The sequence below is a fragment of the Pseudomonas sp. B34(2017) genome, assembly GCF_002112915.1.
Lineage (GTDB): Bacteria > Pseudomonadota > Gammaproteobacteria > Pseudomonadales > Pseudomonadaceae > Aquipseudomonas > Aquipseudomonas pharyngis.
This window is the reverse complement of sequence record NZ_NEJA01000003.1, coordinates 776,518-796,695: the sequence shown is the minus strand read 5'-3', so window position 1 is coordinate 796,695 and position 20,178 is coordinate 776,518. Positions and strand designations below refer to the sequence as shown.

Here is a 20,178-nt window from a genome sequence, read left to right as displayed (position 1 = left end):
CACGAATTGCTTGATTCAGTTGTTAAAGAGCGGTTGGTTAAGATCTTTCGTCTCAACCGAGGCGCGCATTCTACAGCAGCCTCATTTGCTGTCAAGTGATTATTTTCAGAAGTTTTCGAAGATTTCTTCAACAACTTCAACCACTTGCGCTTCCGATCTCTCGTTAGCGGGAGGCGAATTCTACAGCGTTACACGCTGCTGTCAACACCTCTTTTTCTCCGCCTTCGACCGAGAAGATCGAACCGTTGAAAGCACCAGAAAACCGGCATTTCCAACTCCTTCCAGGCTTCGATGAACTGAAGCGATCCACTATCGAAACTTACTTAACTCATTGAATCTTAAGGAGTTTTCCGTTTCGACTGCGCCGGAAGTGGGGCGAATTATAGACCTCTGGAATTCGCCGTCAACCCCTTATTTCAACTTTACTCAGATTTCAGCGTAATCCGTGCGAAAGCCTTCTTGCCGGCCTGGCAAACGTGAGTCGCGCCCAGTACATATATAAAGGAACGATCAACCACCTCACCATCTACACGCACACCACCGGAAGCCAGCAGATCACGAGCAGCTGCCGAGTTCTTCACCAGACCCGCCTTATTAAGGACAGCAGCAATCGGCATATCCTCGGCAGCTGTCAGTTCGATCTCTGGCAGATCATCCGGCAGCTCGCCATCCTTCATACGGTTACCCGCACCACGGTGAGCATTGGCCGCAGCCTCTTCACCGTGGAAGCGCGCAACAATCTCCTCGGCCAGCTTGATCTTGATATCGCGAGGATTAGCGCCGACCTCCACATCAGCACGGAACGCATTGATCTCATCCATTGAACGGAAGCTGAGCAACTCGAAGTAACGCCACATCAACGCATCAGGAATCGAGACCAGCTTGCTGTACATGACACCCGGCGCTTCCTGGATACCGACGTAGTTGCCCAGCGACTTGGACATCTTCTTCACGCCATCCAGACCTTCAAGCAACGGCATCGTCAGGATGCACTGCGCTTCCTGGCCGTAACCACGCTGCAGCTCACGCCCCATCAGCAGGTTGAACTTCTGATCGGTACCACCCAGTTCAACGTCAGCGCGCAAAGCAACCGAGTCATAACCCTGCACCAGCGGATAGAGGAATTCGTGAATGGCAATCGGCTGATTGGTGGTGTAGCGCTTGTCGAAGTCATCACGCTCGAGCATACGAGCAACGGTGTACTGCGAAGTCAGACGAATAAAGTCCGCAGGCCCCATCTGATCCATCCAGGTGGAGTTGAACGCGACTTCGGTTTTCGTCGGATCAAGAATCTTGAACACCTGGGCCTTGTAGGTCTCGGCGTTTTCCAGAACCTGCTCACGGGTCAATGGAGGGCGAGTGGCGCTCTTGCCGCTCGGATCACCGATCATTCCGGTGAAATCACCAATAAGGAAGATCACTTGATGCCCCAGCTCCTGGAACTGGCGCAGCTTATTAATAAGCACAGTGTGACCAAGGTGCAGATCCGGCGCAGTTGGATCGAAGCCGGCCTTGATTCGCAGCGGCTGGCCACGCTTGAGCTTTTCGATCAGCTCGGACTCGACCAACAGTTCTTCCGCACCACGTTTAATCAGCGCTAGCTGCTCTTCAACCGACTTCATAACAGACCCGCAAGGCTCAGATTCAAAGGGAACCAACCATACAAGATCGCGCACCAAATACAAGTTTTGCCCGGCGCACGGACACCAATCCACGGACAGGGCGTCCGCAGACTTGCTTCAGAGATGATTTGGTTATATTTTATACAGTTATTTCATCTTCATCATGTCATTCATCTTTTCCAATTCATCTTTTTCAAAGTCAAATTACTTATGACCACTGAACCGTCTAAAGCGCCACCGCTTTACCCGAAGACCCACCTGCTCGCCGCAAGTGGGATCGCCGCCCTTCTCAGCTTGGCGCTCCTGGTGTTTCCATCCAGTGATGTTGAAGCCAAAAAGACAACGCTGAGCCTTGAACTGGAAAGTCCTGCTGAACAACTGACACAAGATCAAGACGCTGCCGACGCAGCTCAAGCCACAAATGAGTCCGTAGCTTCCCCTTTCGCACAGATCGAAAACAGCGCCGAAGAGACGCAGGAAACCGCTCAGGCCGCACCAGCGCCGACACCGGTAGCTGAAGAAAAGAAGGCCCCAAATCACAGGGAAGTGATCGTCTCCAAGGGCGATACGCTTTCTACACTGTTCGAGAAAGTCGGCCTCCCGGCCGCGGCCGTCCATGAAGTGCTGGCCAGTGATAGACAAGCCAAGCAGTTCAGTCAGCTCAAACATGGCCAGAAACTCGAATTCGAATTGAATCCACAAGGTCAGCTGACCAACCTGCACAGCAAGATCAGCGACGTTGAAACCATCACCCTGACCAAGAATGACAAGGGTTATGTGTTCAACCGCGTTACCGCCAAACCGACTGTTCGCACCGCTTATGTACACGGTGTGATCAACAGCTCGCTGTCGCAGTCCGCCGCCCGCGCAGGCCTTTCCCACAGCCTGACCATGGACATGGCCAGTGTCTTTGGCTACGACGTCGACTTCGCCCAGGATATCCGCCAGGGTGACGAGTTCGATGTGATCTATGAACAGAAAGTGGTCAACGGCAAAGCCGTTGGCAACGGGCCGATACTGTCCGCCCGCTTCACCAACCGCGGCAAGACTTACACCGCCGTGCGTTACACCAACAAGCAGGGCATCAGCAGCTATTACACCGCCGATGGCAACAGCATGCGCAAGGCGTTCATCCGTACACCGGTGGACTTCGCCCGCATCAGCTCTAAATTTTCCATGGGCCGCAAACACCCGATCCTCAACAAGATCCGCGCCCACAAAGGCGTCGACTACGCCGCTCCACGCGGTACGCCAATCAAGGCTGCCGGCGACGGCAAAGTGCTGCTGGCCGGCCGTCGCGGCGGTTACGGCAACACCGTGATCATCCAGCACGGCAACACTTACCGTACGCTGTATGGCCACATGCAGGGCTTCGCCAAGGGCGTGAAGACCGGCGGCACAGTTAAACAGGGCCAAGTGATCGGTTACATCGGCACCACCGGCCTGTCCACCGGTCCGCACCTGCACTATGAGTTCCAGGTCAACGGTGTCCACGTCGATCCATTGGGCCAGAAGCTGCCGATGGCCGACCCGATCGCCAAATCCGAACGCGCCCGCTTCCTGGCGCAGAGCCAGCCACTGATGGCTCGTATGGATCAGGAAAAAGCCACCATGCTGGCTTCGAGCAAACGTTAAGCCATGGCTCTTTATATCGGCGTGATGTCCGGCACCAGTCTCGACGGGCTGGACATCGCCCTGATCGAGCAATCCTCGGCGATCAATCTGGTCGCCACGCACTACATCCCTATGCCTGACACCCTGCGCGCCGAGCTGCTTGGCTTGTGCGCCAGCGGCCCTGACGAAATCGCCCGTTCAGCGATTGCCCAGCAGAATTGGGTGAAGCTCGCCGCGCAAGGGATCCATACCCTCCTCGAACAGCAACAGCTCAAGCCTGAAGCCATTCGCGCGATCGGCAGCCACGGCCAGACCATTCGCCATGAACCGGCACGCGGTTTCACCGTACAGATCGGTAACCCCGCCCTGCTCACCGAACTGACCGGCATCACCGTCGTCAGCGACTTCCGTAGCCGCGATGTAGCCGCCGGTGGCCAGGGGGCCCCGCTGGTTCCGGCCTTTCATGAAGCGTTGTTCGAAGAGCGTACCGGTAACCGCGCGGTCCTGAATGTCGGCGGTTTCAGCAATCTCAGTCTGATTGAGCCGAACAAGCCTGTAGCCGGTTTCGACTGTGGGCCTGGGAATGTGCTGATGGATGCCTGGATTCATCAGCAATGGGGCGAGAACTACGACCGCAACGGGCAATGGGCAGCCAGCGGCAAGGTTGAGCCCACCCTGCTGAAAGCCCTGCTCAGCGATCCGTTTTTCGTGACGCAAGGCCCAAAGAGCACCGGCCGCGAAGTCTTCAACCTGCCCTGGCTGGAGCAACACCTTTCGCGCCTGCCAGTGTTCCCGGCGGAGAACGTGCAAGCGACGCTGCTGGAGCTCACCGCACTGACTATTGTCGATTCACTGCAAAGCGCTCAGTCCGACACTCGGGAACTGCTGGTCTGCGGCGGTGGCGCTCACAACGCAACACTGATGAATCGTCTGGCCGGGTTGCTGCCGAACGCCAAGGTCGCCAGCACGTCGACTCATGGCATTGATCCGGACTGGGTCGAGGCCATGGCCTTCGCCTGGCTGGCTCACTGCTGTCTGGAAGGGATCGCCGCCAATCGCCCGAGCGTCACCGGCGCCAAAGGCCTACGCGTACTCGGCGCCATCTACCCCAACTGACAAATCGCAGATAACAAAACGCCGCAGAACCGTGAGGTTCTGCGGCGTTTTATTGTGTTGGTGAAACGCTATCAGATCGAGAACGAGGAGCCGCAACCACAAGTGGTGGTGGCATTCGGGTTCTTGATCACGAAACGCGAACCTTCCAGACCCTCCTGATAATCCACCTCGGCACCTGCCAGGTACTGGAAGCTCATCGGATCAACCACCAGACTGACGCCTTCGCGCTCGACGATGGTGTCGTCCTCGGCCACATCTTCATCGAAGGTGAAGCCGTACTGAAACCCTGAACAACCGCCGCCCGTAACGAATACGCGCAGCTTCAAGCGATCATTCCCCTCTTCATCGACCAGGCTCTTCACCTTGTGCGCGGCACCTTGAGTGAATTGCAAAGCCGTGGGGGTGAAGGATTCGACGCTCATGCTGACTATCTCCCGGCGTTACGCCGCCATAATGCGTGATGACGCGCATTATCCGCTTGTCCTAGAAAATCGGTCAACTATTGTTACGGTATATCAATAAAGCAGATCAACCGACCAGAATGCAAAAAGGCCCGTTAGACGGGCCTTTTTACCAAGCAAGATCAGTCGTTACGGCAGCATGCCGGCGTGGGACAGGCCAAAACGCTCATCCAGACCGAACAGGATGTTCATGTTCTGCACGGCCTGACCCGACGCGCCCTTGACCAGGTTGTCGATCACCGACAGCACCACCACCAGATCGCCATCCTGCGGACGGTGAACGGCGATGCGGCAGACGTTGGCGCCACGCACGCTGCGGGTTTCCGGATGGCTGCCAGCCGGCATCACGTCGACGAACGGCTCATTGGCATAACGTTTCTCGAACAGCGCCTGCAGATCCACCGAGCGGTCCACCACAGTCGCGTAGAGCGTGGAGTGAATGCCACGAATCATCGGCGTCAGGTGAGGCACAAAAGTCAGACCGACGTCCTTGCCTGCAGCACGACGCAGCCCCTGACGAATTTCCGGCAGATGACGGTGACCTTTCACCGCATAGGCCTTCATGCTTTCCGACGTCTCGGAGTACAGCGAGCCTACGGCAGCACCACGACCGGCACCGCTGACACCGGACTTGCAGTCGGCGATCAGGTGCGAAGCGTCGGCAATGCCCGCCTCAAGCAACGGAAGGAAACCCAGCTGCGTCGCGGTCGGATAGCAACCCGGCACCGCGATCAGGCGTGCTTTCTTGATCTGCTCGCGATTGACTTCCGGCAAGCCGTAAACCGCTTCGTCCAGCAGCTCTGGCGCGCCGTGCGGCTGGCCGTACCACTTGGACCATTCATCGGCGTCCTGCAGACGGAAGTCTGCCGACAGGTCGATGACCTTGGTGCCGGCCGCCAGCAATTCGCCGGCCAGTGCGTGAGCAACGCCGTGCGGAGTCGCGAAGAACACCACGTCGCAAGCGCCCAGCGTCTTGATGTCCGGTACGCTGAATGCCAGACCGTCATAGTGACCGCGCAGGTTCGGGTACATGTCAGCCACGGCCAGACCGGCCTCGGATCGGGAAGTGATCACCACCACTTCTGCCTGCGGATGCTGCGCCAACAGACGCAGCAGTTCGACACCGGTGTAACCCGTGCCGCCGACGATTCCGACCTTGACCATAAACCTGCCCTCAACGAACCCACTGGAAAGCCGTCGATAATAGGGGCCGCGCGCCCCTGCGACAACCGTCAAGGTGACGTGCGGACGCTCAAGCCTCTACTATCCGGCTTACCGTGAATCAGGGAATAACCAAAAATGCTCTATCTGTGGATCAAAGCGCTACATATCGTCAGCATCGTGTGCTGGTTTGCCGGGCTGTTCTATCTGCCGCGACTGTTCGTTTATCACGCGCAAAGTGAAGACACGATCAGCAAGGAACGCTTCAGCATCATGGAGCGCAAGCTCTATCGCGGCATCATGGGCCCGGCGATGATCGCCGCGCTGATCTTCGGCGGCTGGCTGATCTATCTCAACCCGAGCATCTTTAGCAGCGGTGGCTGGATCCACGCCAAACTGACCCTGGTCGTGCTGTTGATCGGTTACCACCACATGTGCGGCGCGCAGGTAAAACGTTTTGCCCGTGGCGAGAACACCCGCAGCCATGTCTTTTATCGCTGGTTCAATGAAGTGCCGGTTCTGCTATTGCTGGCTATCGTAATTCTGGTCGTGGTCAAGCCGTTCTAACTTCAACAAATACAACTTTCCGGGGTACTTCCGATGTCGCTGCCCGCACTGCTCGAACAACGTCTGCGTCTGCCTGTGGTGGCGGCGCCGATGTTCCTGATATCCAACCCCGAACTGGTGCTGGCGTGCTGCCGTAACGGCGTGGTCGGCAGCTTTCCGGCGCTGAATCAACGCGAAAGCAGCGGATTCAAGGCCTGGCTGGAGCAGATCGAAGCGGGACTGGCGACACTGGAGAACCCGGCGCCTTATGCCGTGAATCTGATTGTTCACAAGAGCAATCCACGTCTGGAGGCGGATCTGAACATCTGCGTCGAGCACAAGGTGCCCATCGTCATCACCAGCCTCGGCGCAGTGAAGGAAGTGGTAGACGCCGTACACAGTTACGGCGGCCTGGTCTTCCACGACGTGACGACCCGCCGCCATGCCGAGAAAGCCGCCGAGGCCGGCGTCGATGGTTTGATCGCTGTTGCAGCCGGTGCCGGTGGGCACGCCGGGACCTGGAGCCCGTTTTCGCTGATCGCCGAGATCCGCGAGTTCTTCGACAAGACCCTGTTGCTTGCAGGATGTTTGAACCATGGGCATGAGATTCTCGCCGCACAACTGCTCGGCGCGGATCTGGCCTACTTCGGCACGCGATTTATCGGCACCACTGAAAGTCATGCGCCTGACGCCTACAAGCAGATGCTGCTGACTGCCAAAGCCGCCGACATCATTCATACTCCTGCCGTGTCCGGTGTTCCGGCCAGCTTCATGCGCCAAAGCCTGGAGGCCGCCGGTTTCGACATGGCAGCCCTGCAAGGCAAGGGTGAAGTGAATTTCGGCGACAAGCTCAAGCCGATCAACGACGAAGCCAAGGCCTGGAAAACCGTGTGGTCTGCGGGTCAGGGCGTGGGGCAAATCGACGATCTGCCAAGCGTGGATCAACTGGTGGCGCGTCTCGATGCCGAGTACCGCCAAGCCCTGGAGCACGCAGCGCAACTGCCGAAACGCTGGCCGCGCTGAATGAAACCTGGCCGGTCGCTGTCTGACTGGCCTTAGACTCAATTTATCTCGCGACAAGGATGCCTCGGCCATGAGCGAACCCCGTTACAAGATCGTTTTCGACGGCGCGCTCCAGCCCGGCGTCGATATCACCACGGCCAAATTGAACCTGGCCGATCTGTTCAAAAGCGATGTCGCCGCCATCGAGCGCCTGTTCAATGGCCGCACCGTCGCGCTCAAGCGTGATCTGTCGCACAGCGATGCGCAGACCTATCTGCAAGCGCTGGGCAAGACCGGGATCGACGCCCGGATCGAAGCGGAAACGCCCATCGAGCTGAATCTGTCGGATGTCCACGAGCAAAGCGCCGCCGTCGCGGAGCCTGACTCGCCTTATGCGCCCCCTCGCGCCGCTGTCGGTGAAAGCCTGCCGGCGTTCGCGCCGCTAAAGCCGTTCAGCGTCGAGGGCCGGATCGGCCGTTTGCGTTACCTGGCTTGGTCGATGGTGTTGAGCCTGGTAACCCTGCCAATCGTCAGCGTGTTCGCGCTGATCGGCCTGGGCCTGGTCAGCGCCGACTCGACGACGGGGCTGATCATCGGCGGTCTCCTCGCCTTCTTCCTGTTCCTGGCCTTCGCGATCGTCGGCATCCTGTTCAGCATTCAGCGCTTGCACGATATCGGCTGGTCGGGATGGCTCTGGCTGCTGACCCTTGTTCCGTTCGTGGGCAGCTTCTTCCCGCTGGTGATCATGGTCGTGCCGGGCAATACCGGCGCCAACCGCTATGGCCCACCACCTCCGCCGAACAGTACGGCAGTCAAAGTGCTGTGCTCTTTGTGGATCGTGTTTATCGGGCTGTTTTTCATGGGCGGCTTGCTGGGTGGGATTACCGCCATCCAGCAGGAATACGAAAGCAGTCTTGAAAGCAGCTATGAGAGCGGTTCGGTGACCACCGATGAAATCGATGTCGAAGTCGAGCCGGCCGCGAATTCGGCAGACGATGCAGCCGAAGCTGCTCTCGCCCCTGTAGACTCTGCGAAAGAATGAACAACGCTCCCCGCCGTGACACCTGCGTCGACGGCGCGGCGCTGTTGCGATGGAGATTTGCATGACCCGTTACGCTCTGATCACCGGCGCCTCCAGCGGCATCGGCCTGGCCATGGCCGAAGCCCTGGCGCGCCGTGGCCGCAGCCTGATTCTGGTGGCCCGCCAGCGTGATCAGCTGGAAAGCATTGCGATTGAACTGACCCAACGCTTCGGCGTGGAGGTGCTGTTCCGCGCCTGTGATCTCGGCGAGCCGCTGCGCCTGTCCGGCTTTCTGCTGGAGCTTGAAGAAGGCGACCGGCAGATCGATCTGCTGGTCAACTGTGCCGGCATCGGTACTTGCGGCCCGTTCCTGGCCCAGGACTGGATGACCGAGCAGGACCTGATCGAAGTGAACATCCTCGCGCTCACCCGCCTCTGCCATGCCATCGGCAACAGCATGGCGTTGCAGGGTGGCGGGCAGATTCTCAATGTCGCGTCGGTGGCGGCCTTCAACCCCGGGCCGTGGATGAGCACCTATTACGCCAGCAAGGCGTATGTTCTGCACTTCTCGGAAGCACTGCGGGTGGAATTGAAGAAGTGTGCGGTCAAGGTGTCGGTGCTCTGTCCCGGTCCGACCCGCACCGCGTTCTTTCGCACCGCGCAACTGAACAACGACAAACTCAACGCCAGCAAACTGCTGATGAGCCCCGAGGAGGTCGCGCTGTATACCGTGCGCGCCCTGGAGAAAAACCGCGCGATCATCATTCCCGGACGCCGAAACCGCTGGTTCGCCTTTCTGCCACGGCTCGGTTCGCGCTGGCTCAATCGCACGATTGTCGGCATGGTCAACAAGGCTTACTGCCCGCGCTGAAAAGCCCTACGGCAAAACACTGGGCGGGCTAATCCCCCTATGAGTACACTCAGGCCAGCCCAAACAACGGAGAAAACAGCTGTGGATACTCTGTTCACCAAGATCATCAACCGGGAAATCCCGGCGAAGATCATTTACGAGGACGACCAGGTTCTGGCGTTCCACGATATCGCCCCACAGGCACCGGTGCATTTTCTGGTGATCCCGAAGAAACCGGTACGCACCCTCAATGACCTGACCGAAGACGACAAGGCACTGGCCGGGCATATCCTGTTCACCGCCCAGCGTCTGGCGCTGGAACTGGGTTGCGAGGAAGGCTTCCGGGTGGTGATGAACTGCAATGAAATGGGCGGGCAGACTGTCTACCACATTCACATGCACGTGCTCGGTCAACGCCAGATGAACTGGCCGCCGGGCTGATTGAACCCAACGATCGGTGGGAGCGCCCCGCTCCCACATGACCCAGCGCAAACCTTCCCCGGCCGATTCGGTTAAACTGGCCGCCGAGATTCTTCCCGGAGGTCAGCATGACTACCCAACGTCACTACTCGCCCATTGATCGTCTTCTGCTGCAAGCCGATGCCGCGATGCGTACCCTGCTGCCCTTCAGCGGCCAGCCGTACCGTCCGTCGCCGGCGATCGTGCAGCCCGATGTGCAAATGAGCGATGAAGACACCCGCCATGTCGCCGGCCTGATGCGCATCAACCACACCGGTGAAGTCTGCGCCCAGGCGCTGTATCAGGGCCAGGCGCTGACCGCCAAGCTGCCACAGGTGCGCGAGGCCATGGAGCATGCGGCCGAAGAAGAGATCGATCATCTAGTCTGGTGCGAACAGCGCATTCACCAGCTGGGCAGCCACACCAGCGTGCTCAATCCGCTGTTCTATGGCATGTCGTTCGGCATCGGTGCAGTGGCCGGGCTGATCAGCGACAAGGTCAGCCTCGGGTTTGTCGCGGCGACCGAGCATCAGGTCTGCAAGCATCTGAACGAGCATCTGGAGCAACTCCCGGCCGAGGACGAAAAATCCCGGGCGATTCTGGAGCAGATGCGTATTGATGAAGAGCATCATGCGGAAAGTGCATTGGAGGCTGGCGGTTTCCGCTTTCCGGCGCCGGTGAAGTTCGGCATGAGCCTGCTGGCCAAAGTGATGACCAAGAGCACTTACCGGATCTGAAAAACGCCCATAAAAAAGGCGACTGCCGCAAAGCAGTCGCCTTTTTTTGTGCCTGGATTTCTTAGCTCGGCATATTGCGCGCGTAGAAGATTTCCAGCATTTCGTGCTTCACACGCTCGGTCACCTGAGCACGTTGCTCGGAAGACAGATTGCTGGTGGCGTCGCCGAACAGGTAGTTGTCCAGTTCGAAGTTCTTCAGCAGCATCTTGGTGTGGAACAGGTTTTCCTGATACACGTTCACGTCGGTCATCTGATACGCGTCGCGGGTGTCTTCGGAGAGGTAGTTCTGGATCGAGTTGATCTCGTGGTCGATGAAGTGCTTGTTACCTTCAACGTCACGGGTGAAGCCGCGCACACGGTAATCCACGGTCACGATGTCCGAATCGAACTGGTGAATGAGGAAGTTGAGCGCTTTGAGCGGTGAAATGACACCACAGGTCGACACGTCGATGTCCACACGGAAGGTCGCGATACCGGCGTCCGGATGGATTTCCGGGTAGGTGTGCACCGTGATGTGGCTCTTGTCGAGGTGGGCCAGGATGATTTCGGGCAACGGGCCCGGGGATTCTTCGATCTGGCTTTCGGTCGGGGTCACCGGCTCTTCCGAGATCAGAATCGTGACGCTGGCACCCTGAGGCTCATAGTTCTGACTCGCAATGTTCAGAATGTTGGCACCAATGATTTCGACAACTTCCGTGAGGATCTGCGTCAGGCGTTCGGCGTTGTACTCTTGATTGATGTACTCGACGTAAGCCTGCTGGTCTTGCGGGGTTTCCGCGTAGCAGATGTCATAGATGTTGAAGCTCAAGGTCTTTGTCAGGTTATTGAACCCGTGGAGCTTGAGTTTGCTTTTCACCGTTAAAAACTCTCTATGTATGCGGCACGGCCGCGTGATCAAGCATGCCCGTCAAGTGCGAACAACGCACCTGCGTAGGACGGTTAACACCTCTTCGCGATGGCGATTTTGGTTATCTGTTCAGGCGGATGACCCGTCGGTTGACTGATCACGGCCCTGAAAAAAGTGGCGCATTATGCAGACGTCAGCGGGGGATCGCCAGAGTCTGCACTGCTTTTATGATAGTTGAATGTCGGCTCAGCCGAGTTCAACGATTTCGTAGTCGTGGGTGATCGCTACGCCAGCCGCGCCGAGCATGATCGAGGCCGAGCAATACTTCTCCGCAGACAGTTCGATGGCGCGTTTGACCTGGGCTTCTTTCAGGCCCCGGCCCTTGACCACGAAGTGCATGTGGATCTTGGTGAACACTTTCGGATCTTCGGTCGCGCGTTCGGCATCCAGAAAGGCTTCGCAGCTTTCAACGGCCTGACGGGACTTCTTCAAAATGCTGACCACGTCGAAATTGCTGCAACCGCCGACACCCAGCAGGAGCATTTCCATGGGGCGGACACCCAGATTACGACCACCGGCGTCCGGCGGACCATCCATGACCACGACATGACCGCTGCCGGATTCGCCGAGGAACATGGCTTCGCCAGCCCATTGGATGCGTGCCTTCATCGCCAAGACTCCACTGTAGAAAAAAGGGTCGCCAGCTTAGCACAGGGCCCCGCCCGGACAGCGAGCACGTTCCTAGGACGAATGCACCTTTAACGTAGGTGATTTCTCGAAATTTCGACGAAGTGTCTGGTAAGCTGGCGCCAATTCACTGGCGCCTTCGCCAGACTGTGTAGCGACCGCCTCAGCGCCTCATATAAAAACCAAATATAACCGTGCAGTCTTTTCGGGATACAACCATGGTTGGTATTACCCCCACACCCAAAATCAAGAACCTCGACAAGCTGCTGATGCATTGCCAGCGCCGCCGTCACGCGGCCAAGAGCAACATCATCTGCGCCGGGGATCGCTCCGACACGCTGTACTTCATCATCCGCGGTTCGGTCACGATCCTGATCGAGGATGACGACGGCCGCGAGATGATCATCGCGTACCTGAATGCAGGGGATTTCTTCGGCGAGCTGGGCCTGTTCGAAGAAGCCGGCCAGGAACAGCAGCGCAGCGCCTGGGTGCGGGCCAAGGTTGAATGCGAAGTCGCGGAAATCAGCTACGCCAAGTTCCGCGAGTTGTCGCAACAGGATCCGGACATTCTTTACGTCCTCAGCGGACAAATCGCACAACGCCTGCGCAACACCACACGCAAGGTCGGCGACCTGGCGTTCTTCGACGTCACCGGTCGTGTCGCTCGCTGCCTGCTGGAGCTGTGCAAACAACCGGACGCCATGACTCACCCGGACGGCATGCAGATCAAGGTGACCCGTCAGGAAATCGGCCGGATTGTCGGTTGTTCTCGAGAGATGGTCGGTCGCGTGCTCAAGGATCTTGAGGAGCGCAACCTGGTCGATGTGAAAGGCAAGACCATGGTGGTCTTCGGCACTCGCTGAGTTCCAAAGCTCAGCCGGCGTAGACCTGCGCCAGCATCAAACGGAAGAGTTCATCGAGACGCGCCAGTGCATGGGGCGCCGGGAATTTTTCGTGCAGAGCGATGTGGCTGGCGGCACGGACCCGCTGCTCCAGGCCACACGCCTCGTTGAATCGGTTGACCGCCGCGACCATCGACTCACGTTCGTCATCCACCAGCATCGCCCCGTGCACCAATCCCACCGGACGCTGACCACCCTGACTCTGGCGCCAGCGCTGAGCGGTGCCGACCATCTTGCGACCGCCGAGATTGACGTTGAAGCGACCGTCGCAGAACGCACCGTCGATTTCACCCAACGACGAAGTGCCGCCCAACTCATCCAGCAACTCACAGATCGGATCACACAACCTCCGGTAACCGGTTTCGATGCGGTTCAGATCGCCTTCACTGCGAGGCGGTGCGTAGACCAGCGCAATATTGATGGTCGACGCCGATTGCGGAACCGGTTCGCCGCCGGTTTCACGCAGCAACACCGGCCAACCGGCCGCGGCGGAGACTTCGCAGGCGTGATCGAATCCGGAGAGGCGATTCAAACGGCGCGGCATGACCAAAGCGCGGTCGCTGGGCTGCCAGAACAACAAGCCGAATTCGGCATCGCCCGCGCAGACCGAGGCCAGCAGATCCTGTTCGGCTTGCAGGCCGGCTTCGATGGTCAGGGATGTGGGGATCATAAGGTTTCCATAGGACGTTGAGTCTGAGGTGAATCTTATGCCGCCTTCGCGGGCAAGCCCGCTCCCACAGGGGGACGGGCGCCTGCAAAGACTCGATCAGTCGAGGGTCGAACCGCTCACCGGAACGCCGCGTTCAGGGAAGAACAGACGCTGCAGTTCGATGCCCGGACTTTCGGCGCGCATGAACGCTTCGCCGACCAGGAACGCGTAAACATCGCTGATTTCCATCAACTCGACATCGGCACGGTTGAGGATGCCGCTCTCGGTGATGACCAGACGATCACGCGGAATGCGCGGCAGCAGGTCGAGGGTGGTTTCCAGGCTCACGTCAAAGGTGTGCAGATTGCGGTTGTTGACCCCGACCAGCGGCGTGTCGAGGGTTTTCAACGCGCGTTCCAGCTCATCGCCGTCGTGCACTTCCACCAACACATCGAGGCCGACGTCTTTGGCGACCGACGCCAGTTCGGCCATTTTCACGTCATCCAGTGCGGAGACGATCAACAACACGCAATCGGCGCCCAAGGCACGGGCTTCGACGATCTGGTACGGATCGATCATGAAGTCCTTGCGGATCACCGGCAGCGAGCAGGCTGCACGGGCCTGTTGCAGGTAGGCATCGGCGCCCTGGAAGTAGTCGATGTCGGTCAGCACCGACAGGCAGGTCGCCCCGCCCTTCTCGTAGCTTTTGGCGATATCGGCGGGAACGAAGTTCTCACGGATCACGCCCTTGCTCGGCGACGCCTTCTTGATTTCGGCGATCACCGCCGGTTGTTTCTTCTTGGCCTGCGCCAGCAATGCCTGGGCAAAACCACGGGGTGCATCGGCCGCCTTGGCCAGACTTTCCAGCTCGCTCAGGCTCACACGGGCGCTACGCTCGGCGACTTCCTGAACCTTGCGGGCCAGAATGTTTTCCAGAACCGTCGGTACACTCATCCCTCATTCTCCACTTTGAATACCGCGGTAAAGGCACCCAACTCCTCGAGTTTTTCCCGAGCAAGACCGGTGTGCAGAGCGTCGTGGGCCAGTGCCACGCCCTCCTTCAGACTTGTCGCCAGGTCGGCGGCGTACAGGGCCGCACCGGCATTGAGCACGATCATTTCGGCAGCTTTCTGGCCGTTCTCGGTCTTGCGCTTGCCTAGTGCATCGCGGATCAGCGCCAGCGACGCTTCCGGGCCTTCGACCGACAGGCCATGCAGGCTCTGGCTCTTCATGCCCAGATCTTCCGGCTCGACCCAATACTCGGAGATCTGATCGTCTTTCAGCTCGGCGACAAACGTCGGCGCCGCCAGGCTGAACTCGTCCAGACCGTCCTTCGAATGCACCACCAGCACGTGCTTGCTGCCCAGACGCTGCAAGACTTCAGCCAACGGCCGGCACAGCGCCGGGGTGAACACGCCCACCACCTGATGTTTCACACCGGCCGGATTCGTAAGCGGGCCGAGCATGTTGAACAGGGTGCGCAGACCGAGATCGCGACGCGGGCCGGCGGCGTACTTCATGGCTTTGTGGTGAGTCTGGGCAAACATGAAACCGATGCCGACGTTATCGATGCAGCGCGCCACCTGAACCGGGGTGAGGTTGAGGTAGATGCCGGCGGCTTCCAGCAGGTCGGCACTGCCGCTCTTGCCCGATACGGCACGGTTACCGTGTTTGGCCACGGTGCAGCCAGCAGCAGCGACCACAAAGGAAGACGCGGTCGACACGTTGAAAATATTCGCCCCGTCACCGCCGGTGCCGACCACATCGACCACGCCGTCGAGGGTCTTGAGTTCGACCTTGTCCGCCAGTTCGCGCATCACCGACACGGCGCCGACGATCTCGTCGATGCTCTCGCTCTTCATGCGCATGGCCATCATGAACGCGCCGATCTGCGCGTCCGTGCATTGGCCGGTCATGATTTCGCGCATCACGTCGCGCATTTCATCGGTGCTGAGGTCAAGGTGATCGACGATACGGCTCAGGGCTGTCTTGATATTCATGGGAAGTCCTTAGCGCGTGCCGCCGGTTTGTTTGAGGAAGTTGGCGAACAGTTCATGGCCCTGTTCGGTGAGGATCGATTCCGGGTGGAACTGTACGCCCTCGATATTCAGGGTCTTGTGACGCAGGCCCATGATTTCGTCGACCGAACCGTCATCGTGCTGGGTCCACGCCGTCAGCTCCAGGCAATCGGGCAACGTTTCGTGTTTAACAATCAGGGAATGATAGCGGGTGACGGTCAGCGGGCGATTCAGCCCGGCAAACACACCCTTGTCCTCGTGGAATACCGGACTAGTCTTACCGTGCATCACCTGCCGGGCGCGGACGACATCGCCGCCAAAAGCCTGACCGATGGACTGGTGACCGAGGCAGACGCCGAGGATCGGCAGTTTGCCGGCGAAGTGCTTGATGGCTTCGATGGAAATGCCGGCTTCGGTCGGCGTGCACGGGCCCGGGGATACGACGATCCGCTCAGGGTTGAGCGCTTCGATTTCGGCGATGGTCAGTTCGTCGTTGCGCACCACCTTGACCTCGGCACCCAGCTCGCCGAGATATTGCACAACGTTGTAAGTAAAGGAGTCGTAGTTGTCGATCATCAGCAACATGGCGTTTCGAACCTCTTGAATTCTGACTTGAAGACAGCCTTCGGATGACTTGCCAGGCGCTGCACACGGTCAGGCGCGCAGGTCGCGTCGGCACAGCGGCATTTCAAACGGGCAAGGAAGGCAAAGCGATACAGATCCGGCGGGGCCGGCAGAATAGATTCAGGCGCGCCAACGCCAGCGGGCGTGTGCCTTGATGACTTGATCCAGAAGTTTGCTGGTGATCAACACGGGGAAGGTCTCGTTCATACGTTTCGGCACAGTAACTTAGCTGGGCGGAGCGTGCAATATGGCCGGGGCCGTGGGGGATAAAACAATGGGAGGGTTGACGACCGATGGCAAATCGCCGGAAGTTTTTGGTACTGTCGTTTCGTTCACTACAACAATAAATAAACGGACTTGCTCATGATCAAACAGACGTTGTTTGTACCGCTCGCCGGATGCCTGCTCGCGATGGCCTGCGCCCAGGCGAACGCCGCACCCAATCCTTATTCGAATTTCGTGGTCTTCGGCGACAGCCTGAGCGATGCGGGGACTTTCACCGACAGCGGCGGCCCGGCCGGCGCCACCGAACGCTACACCAACCGCACGGGCCCGAACTATCAGGACGGCAGCGGTGAGTTCTACTCACTCAATTCCACCCAATTGCTCGGAGGCCGTCTCGGCTTCACCCCGGACCAGACCGCCTCCTCGTCCTCAGCAGTTCGTGCCGGCCAAGGCCAGCCGGACGGTAACAACTGGGCTGTCGGCGGCTACCGTACCGACCAGATTCTCGACTCGATCACCAGCCAGTCCGCCACCGGCGAACGCACCCGCGCCGGTTATCTGCCGTCGAACGGTTTCCGCGCCGACCCGAATGCCCTGTATTACCTGACCGGGGGTGGCAACGATTTCCTCCAGGGCCGCGTCACCAGTCTTCCTCAGGCGAATGCCGCTGCCGATCGACTGGTCGACAGCGTACGCACACTGCAAGGCGCCGGCGCCCGTTACATCATGGTCTGGCTGTTGCCGGACATCGGCCTGACTCCGGCCATCAACGGTTCACCGCTGCAGGCCTTCACCTCGCAACTCAGCGCCCAGTTCAACACCGAACTGGTCAGCCAGTTGCAGAGCGTCAATGCCAACGTCATCCCGCTGAACGTCCCGGTTCTGCTCAAAGAGGCATTTGCCAATCCGGCGCAGTTCGGCCTGGCCACTGACCAGAATCTGGTCGGCACCTGCTTCAGCGGCAACAGCTGCACGGAGAACGCGCGGTACGGGATCAACAGCGCCACCCCGGATCCGTCCAAGCTGATCTACAACGACGCCGTCCACCCGACCGAAGCCGGGCAGCGCCTGATTGCCGATTACGCCTACTCGCTGCTGGCCGCACCATGGGAAGCGACCCTGTTGCCGCAAATGGCCCAAGGCACCCTGCGCTCGCATCAGGATGAACTGCGCAACCAGTGGCTGGCAGATTGGGAAAACTGGCAGGCCGTTGGCCAATGGCGGGCGATTGTCGCCGGTGGCGGCCAGCATCAGGACTTCGACAGCCAACGCAGCGGCGCCAGCGCCGACGGCAACGGTTACAACCTGAACATCGGCGGCAGCTACCGTCTCAACGACGCCTGGCGTGTGGGCGTGGCGGCCGGTTTCTACAATCAGAAGCTCGAGGCCGGCGACAACGACTCCGACTACAAGCTGAACACTTATCTGGGCACCGCATTCGCCCAGTACCAGCAGAACCGCTGGTGGGGTGACGCCGCCGTGACCGCCGGGCATCTGGATTACGACAGCCTCAAACGCAAATTCCAACTGGGGGTCAACGAACGCGGCGAGAAAGGCGATACCGACGGCTATGTCCTGGCCTTCAGCGGACGCGTGGGCTACGACATTGCGCCAGAAGCGAGCAGCCCATGGCATCTGTCGCCGTTCGTCAGCGCCGACTTCGCCAAGGTTGAAGTCGATGGCTATTCGGAAAACGGCGCCGACTCCACGGCACTGACGTTCGATGACCAGTCACGCATTTCCCGGCGCCTGGGCCTCGGGATTCAGGGCAAGTACCAGATCACCTCGCAGACCCAGATGTTCGGCGAACTGGCCCACGAACGCGAGTACAACGACGACACCCAGCATGTGACGATGAACCTCAACAGCCTGCCGAACAACCGCTACACCCTGGCCGGCTACGCCCCTCAAACCAACCTGAACCGCCTGAACCTGGGCGTGAGCCACAACCTCACCAAGGATCTGGCATTGCGCGCGAGCTACGACATCCGCAAGGATGACGACTTCACCCAGCAAGGGATCAACGTCGGCGTAGCACTCGACTTCTGATTCGCAGGCCATAAAAAACGCGGCGCCCTCACAGGCGCCGCGTTTTTTTATGGCCGAATCAGCAATCACTCAGTCCGGGGTTTGCTCGGCCAGTGCAACAGCTCGGAACATCGCCCGGCGCTTGTTGATGGTTTCTTCCCATTCCAGCGCCGGCACCGAGTCGGCGACGATGCCGCCACCAGCCTGCACGTGCAGCTCGCCGTTCTTGATCACGGCGGTACGGATCGCAATCGCGGTGTCCATGTTGCCATTCCAGGCGAAGTACCCGACCGCGCCGCCATACACGCCACGCTTGACCGGCTCCAGCTCGTCGATGATTTCCATCGCACGGATCTTCGGCGCGCCGGACAAGGTGCCCGCCGGCAGGATCGCCCGCAGTGCGTCCATCGCCGTCAACCCGGCCTTCAACTGACCGGTGACGTTGGACACGATGTGCATCACGTTGGAATAACGCTCGATGACCATTTTCTCGGTGAGCTTCACCGAGCCGATTTCCGATACGCGCCCGGTGTCGTTACGACCGAGGTCGATCAGCATCAGGTGCTCGGCGATCTCCTTGTCGTCGGACAGCAGGTCTTCTTCCAGCGCCACGTCCGCCTCTTCGGTCGCCCCGCGAGGACGGGTGCCGGCAATCGGGCGCACGGTGATCAGGTTGTCTTCGACCCGTACCAGCACTTCGGGCGAACTGCCGACGACGTGGAAATCGCCGAAGTTGAAGAAGTACATGTACGGCGTCGGGTTGAAGCAACGCAGTGCGCGGTACAGATCGATCGGCGCCGCCTTGAAGTCGATCGACATGCGCTGGGACGGCACGACCTGCATGCAGTCACCGGCGAGGATGTATTCCTTGATGGTGTCGACGGCTTTTTCGTAGTCGTCCTGGGTGAAACTGGAGCGGAACACCGGCTCGGCCGCCTGCTGCTTGCTGAAATCCAGGCCACGGCGCGGGGTGATCGGCTGACGCAGTTTTTCCAGCAACTCCTGCAATTGCGCCTGGCCCTGCTCGTAGGCATCGGCCTGCGCCGGGTCGGCCAGCACGATCGCGTGCATCTTGCCGGCGAGGTTGTCGAACACCACCACCGCGTCGGAAACCATCAGCAGAATGTCCGGCACGCCCAGCGGATCCGGGTTCGGGCATTTGCCGAGGCGCTTCTCTACATAACGCACGCAGTCGTAACCGAAGTAACCCACCAGACCGCCGTTGAAGCGCGGCAGACCGGCAATGGTCGGCACGTTGTAGCGGGCCTTGAAGGTTTCGACGAAGGCCAGCGGATCGTCGACGTCGTGGCTTTCGGTCTCGACGCCATCGACGGTGATACTCACGTGATGATCGTGAACCCGCAGCACGGTGCGGCACGGCAGGCCGATGATCGAGTAACGGCCCCATTTCTCACCGCCCTGCACCGATTCGAGCAGGTAGGAGTTGGGCTGGTCGGCCAGTTTCAGGTAGATCGACAGCGGGGTGTCGAAGTCGGCCAGGGTTTCGCAGGCCAGCGGAATGCGGTTATAGCCGTCAGCGGCCAGACGCAGGAATTCTTCGCGGATCATAGGGTGCCTCGTGGTGTGAGGGGCAAATCAGTCAGGTGTG

General features: G+C 59.4%; 20 protein-coding genes. 10 read left to right on the top strand and 10 right to left on the bottom strand.

What is annotated here, in order from left to right:
* Positions 1-422: 422 nt before the first annotated feature.
* A complete protein-coding gene (gene tyrS / locus CAF80_RS13310; RefSeq protein ID WP_074692263.1) occupies positions 423-1,622 on the bottom strand; it encodes a tyrosine--tRNA ligase in 1,200 nt (399 codons plus the stop codon).
* Between the two features lie 210 nt (positions 1,623-1,832).
* Between tyrS and CAF80_RS13305 the strand changes: the two genes are divergently transcribed.
* Together CAF80_RS13305 and CAF80_RS13300 are read left to right on the top strand one after the other, a co-directional pair.
* Entirely contained in the window at positions 1,833-3,257 is a 1,425-nt protein-coding gene (locus CAF80_RS13305) for a peptidoglycan DD-metalloendopeptidase family protein (RefSeq protein ID WP_074692261.1), read from the top strand.
* 3 nt (positions 3,258-3,260) lie between these two features.
* Positions 3,261-4,352 (top strand): anhydro-N-acetylmuramic acid kinase, encoded by a 1,092-nt coding sequence (locus tag CAF80_RS13300; protein WP_074692258.1) that lies wholly within the window; start codon positions 3,261-3,263, stop codon positions 4,350-4,352.
* Positions 4,353-4,423: 71 nt separating this feature from the next.
* Here CAF80_RS13300 and erpA read toward each other — a convergent pair whose 3' ends face one another.
* Both erpA and argC read right to left on the bottom strand, forming a co-directional pair.
* The gene (gene erpA / locus CAF80_RS13295; protein WP_003228776.1) at positions 4,424-4,774 is read right to left on the bottom strand and encodes an iron-sulfur cluster insertion protein ErpA; all 351 of its coding nucleotides are present in this window, start codon (positions 4,772-4,774) and stop codon (positions 4,424-4,426) included.
* A gap of 168 nt (positions 4,775-4,942) precedes the next feature.
* Complete coding sequence (gene argC, locus CAF80_RS13290) at positions 4,943-5,977, bottom strand: N-acetyl-gamma-glutamyl-phosphate reductase (protein ID WP_074692255.1); 1,035 nt, start codon at positions 5,975-5,977, stop codon at positions 4,943-4,945.
* A gap of 135 nt (positions 5,978-6,112) precedes the next feature.
* Between argC and hemJ the strand changes: the two genes are divergently transcribed.
* The 6 genes from hemJ (at position 6,113) to coq7 (ending at position 10,589) form a co-directional block, all read left to right on the top strand.
* A complete protein-coding gene (gene hemJ / locus CAF80_RS13285) occupies positions 6,113-6,541 on the top strand; it encodes a protoporphyrinogen oxidase HemJ (protein ID WP_011336184.1) in 429 nt (142 codons plus the stop codon).
* Between the two features lie 33 nt (positions 6,542-6,574).
* Positions 6,575-7,543, top strand: a complete 969-nt coding sequence (locus tag CAF80_RS13280) for a nitronate monooxygenase family protein (protein WP_074692253.1) — start codon at positions 6,575-6,577, stop codon at positions 7,541-7,543.
* Between the two features lie 70 nt (positions 7,544-7,613).
* Positions 7,614-8,564, top strand: a complete 951-nt coding sequence (locus CAF80_RS13275; RefSeq protein WP_039768105.1) for a DUF805 domain-containing protein — start codon at positions 7,614-7,616, stop codon at positions 8,562-8,564.
* A gap of 61 nt (positions 8,565-8,625) precedes the next feature.
* Positions 8,626-9,414 carry an SDR family oxidoreductase gene (locus CAF80_RS13270; RefSeq protein ID WP_007956321.1) on the top strand — a complete coding sequence of 263 codons (789 nt, stop codon included), beginning with the start codon at positions 8,626-8,628 and terminating at the stop codon, positions 9,412-9,414.
* Between the two features lie 81 nt (positions 9,415-9,495).
* Positions 9,496-9,834 (top strand): histidine triad nucleotide-binding protein, encoded by a 339-nt coding sequence (locus CAF80_RS13265; protein ID WP_007956318.1) that lies wholly within the window; start codon positions 9,496-9,498, stop codon positions 9,832-9,834.
* 107 nt (positions 9,835-9,941) lie between these two features.
* Entirely contained in the window at positions 9,942-10,589 is a 648-nt protein-coding gene (gene coq7 / locus CAF80_RS13260; RefSeq protein WP_007956317.1) for a 2-polyprenyl-3-methyl-6-methoxy-1,4-benzoquinone monooxygenase, read from the top strand.
* A 61-nt stretch (positions 10,590-10,650) separates the two neighbouring features.
* On the opposite strand, the gene speD is transcribed toward coq7, so the two are convergent.
* Both speD and CAF80_RS13250 read right to left on the bottom strand, forming a co-directional pair.
* Positions 10,651-11,445: an adenosylmethionine decarboxylase gene (gene speD, locus CAF80_RS13255; protein ID WP_007956315.1), complete on the bottom strand. Its 795-nt coding sequence runs from the start codon at positions 11,443-11,445 to the stop codon at positions 10,651-10,653.
* 237 nt (positions 11,446-11,682) lie between these two features.
* Positions 11,683-12,105: an OsmC family protein gene (locus tag CAF80_RS13250; RefSeq protein WP_016772921.1), complete on the bottom strand. Its 423-nt coding sequence runs from the start codon at positions 12,103-12,105 to the stop codon at positions 11,683-11,685.
* A gap of 236 nt (positions 12,106-12,341) precedes the next feature.
* On the opposite strand from CAF80_RS13250, the gene crp reads away from it, so the two are divergent.
* Positions 12,342-12,986 carry a cAMP-activated global transcriptional regulator CRP gene (crp, locus tag CAF80_RS13245; RefSeq protein ID WP_011336190.1) on the top strand — a complete coding sequence of 215 codons (645 nt, stop codon included), beginning with the start codon at positions 12,342-12,344 and terminating at the stop codon, positions 12,984-12,986.
* Positions 12,987-12,996: 10 nt separating this feature from the next.
* Here the strand turns inward: crp and CAF80_RS13240 are convergent, their stop codons facing one another.
* From CAF80_RS13240 to CAF80_RS13225, 4 genes are all read right to left on the bottom strand, one after another.
* Positions 12,997-13,695: a lipoate--protein ligase family protein gene (locus tag CAF80_RS13240; RefSeq protein WP_074692250.1), complete on the bottom strand. Its 699-nt coding sequence runs from the start codon at positions 13,693-13,695 to the stop codon at positions 12,997-12,999.
* 96 nt (positions 13,696-13,791) lie between these two features.
* Complete coding sequence (gene trpC, locus CAF80_RS13235) at positions 13,792-14,628, bottom strand: indole-3-glycerol phosphate synthase TrpC (RefSeq protein WP_007956311.1); 837 nt, start codon at positions 14,626-14,628, stop codon at positions 13,792-13,794.
* A complete protein-coding gene (trpD, locus tag CAF80_RS13230; RefSeq protein WP_064599810.1) occupies positions 14,625-15,674 on the bottom strand; it encodes an anthranilate phosphoribosyltransferase in 1,050 nt (349 codons plus the stop codon). Before trpD ends, trpC begins: the two co-directional genes overlap by 4 nt.
* Positions 15,675-15,683: 9 nt before the next feature.
* On the bottom strand, positions 15,684-16,277 hold the full coding sequence (locus CAF80_RS13225) for an aminodeoxychorismate/anthranilate synthase component II (protein WP_007956309.1): 594 nt from the start codon (positions 16,275-16,277) through the stop codon (positions 15,684-15,686).
* A gap of 402 nt (positions 16,278-16,679) precedes the next feature.
* Between CAF80_RS13225 and estP the strand changes: the two genes are divergently transcribed.
* Positions 16,680-18,590, top strand: coding sequence for an esterase EstP (estP, locus tag CAF80_RS13220; RefSeq protein WP_074692248.1), 1,911 nt, complete (start codon positions 16,680-16,682; stop codon positions 18,588-18,590).
* Between the two features lie 69 nt (positions 18,591-18,659).
* Here the strand turns inward: estP and trpE are convergent, their stop codons facing one another.
* Positions 18,660-20,138 (bottom strand): anthranilate synthase component I, encoded by a 1,479-nt coding sequence (gene trpE / locus CAF80_RS13215; protein ID WP_074692245.1) that lies wholly within the window; start codon positions 20,136-20,138, stop codon positions 18,660-18,662.
* Positions 20,139-20,178: the final 40 nt, after the last annotated feature.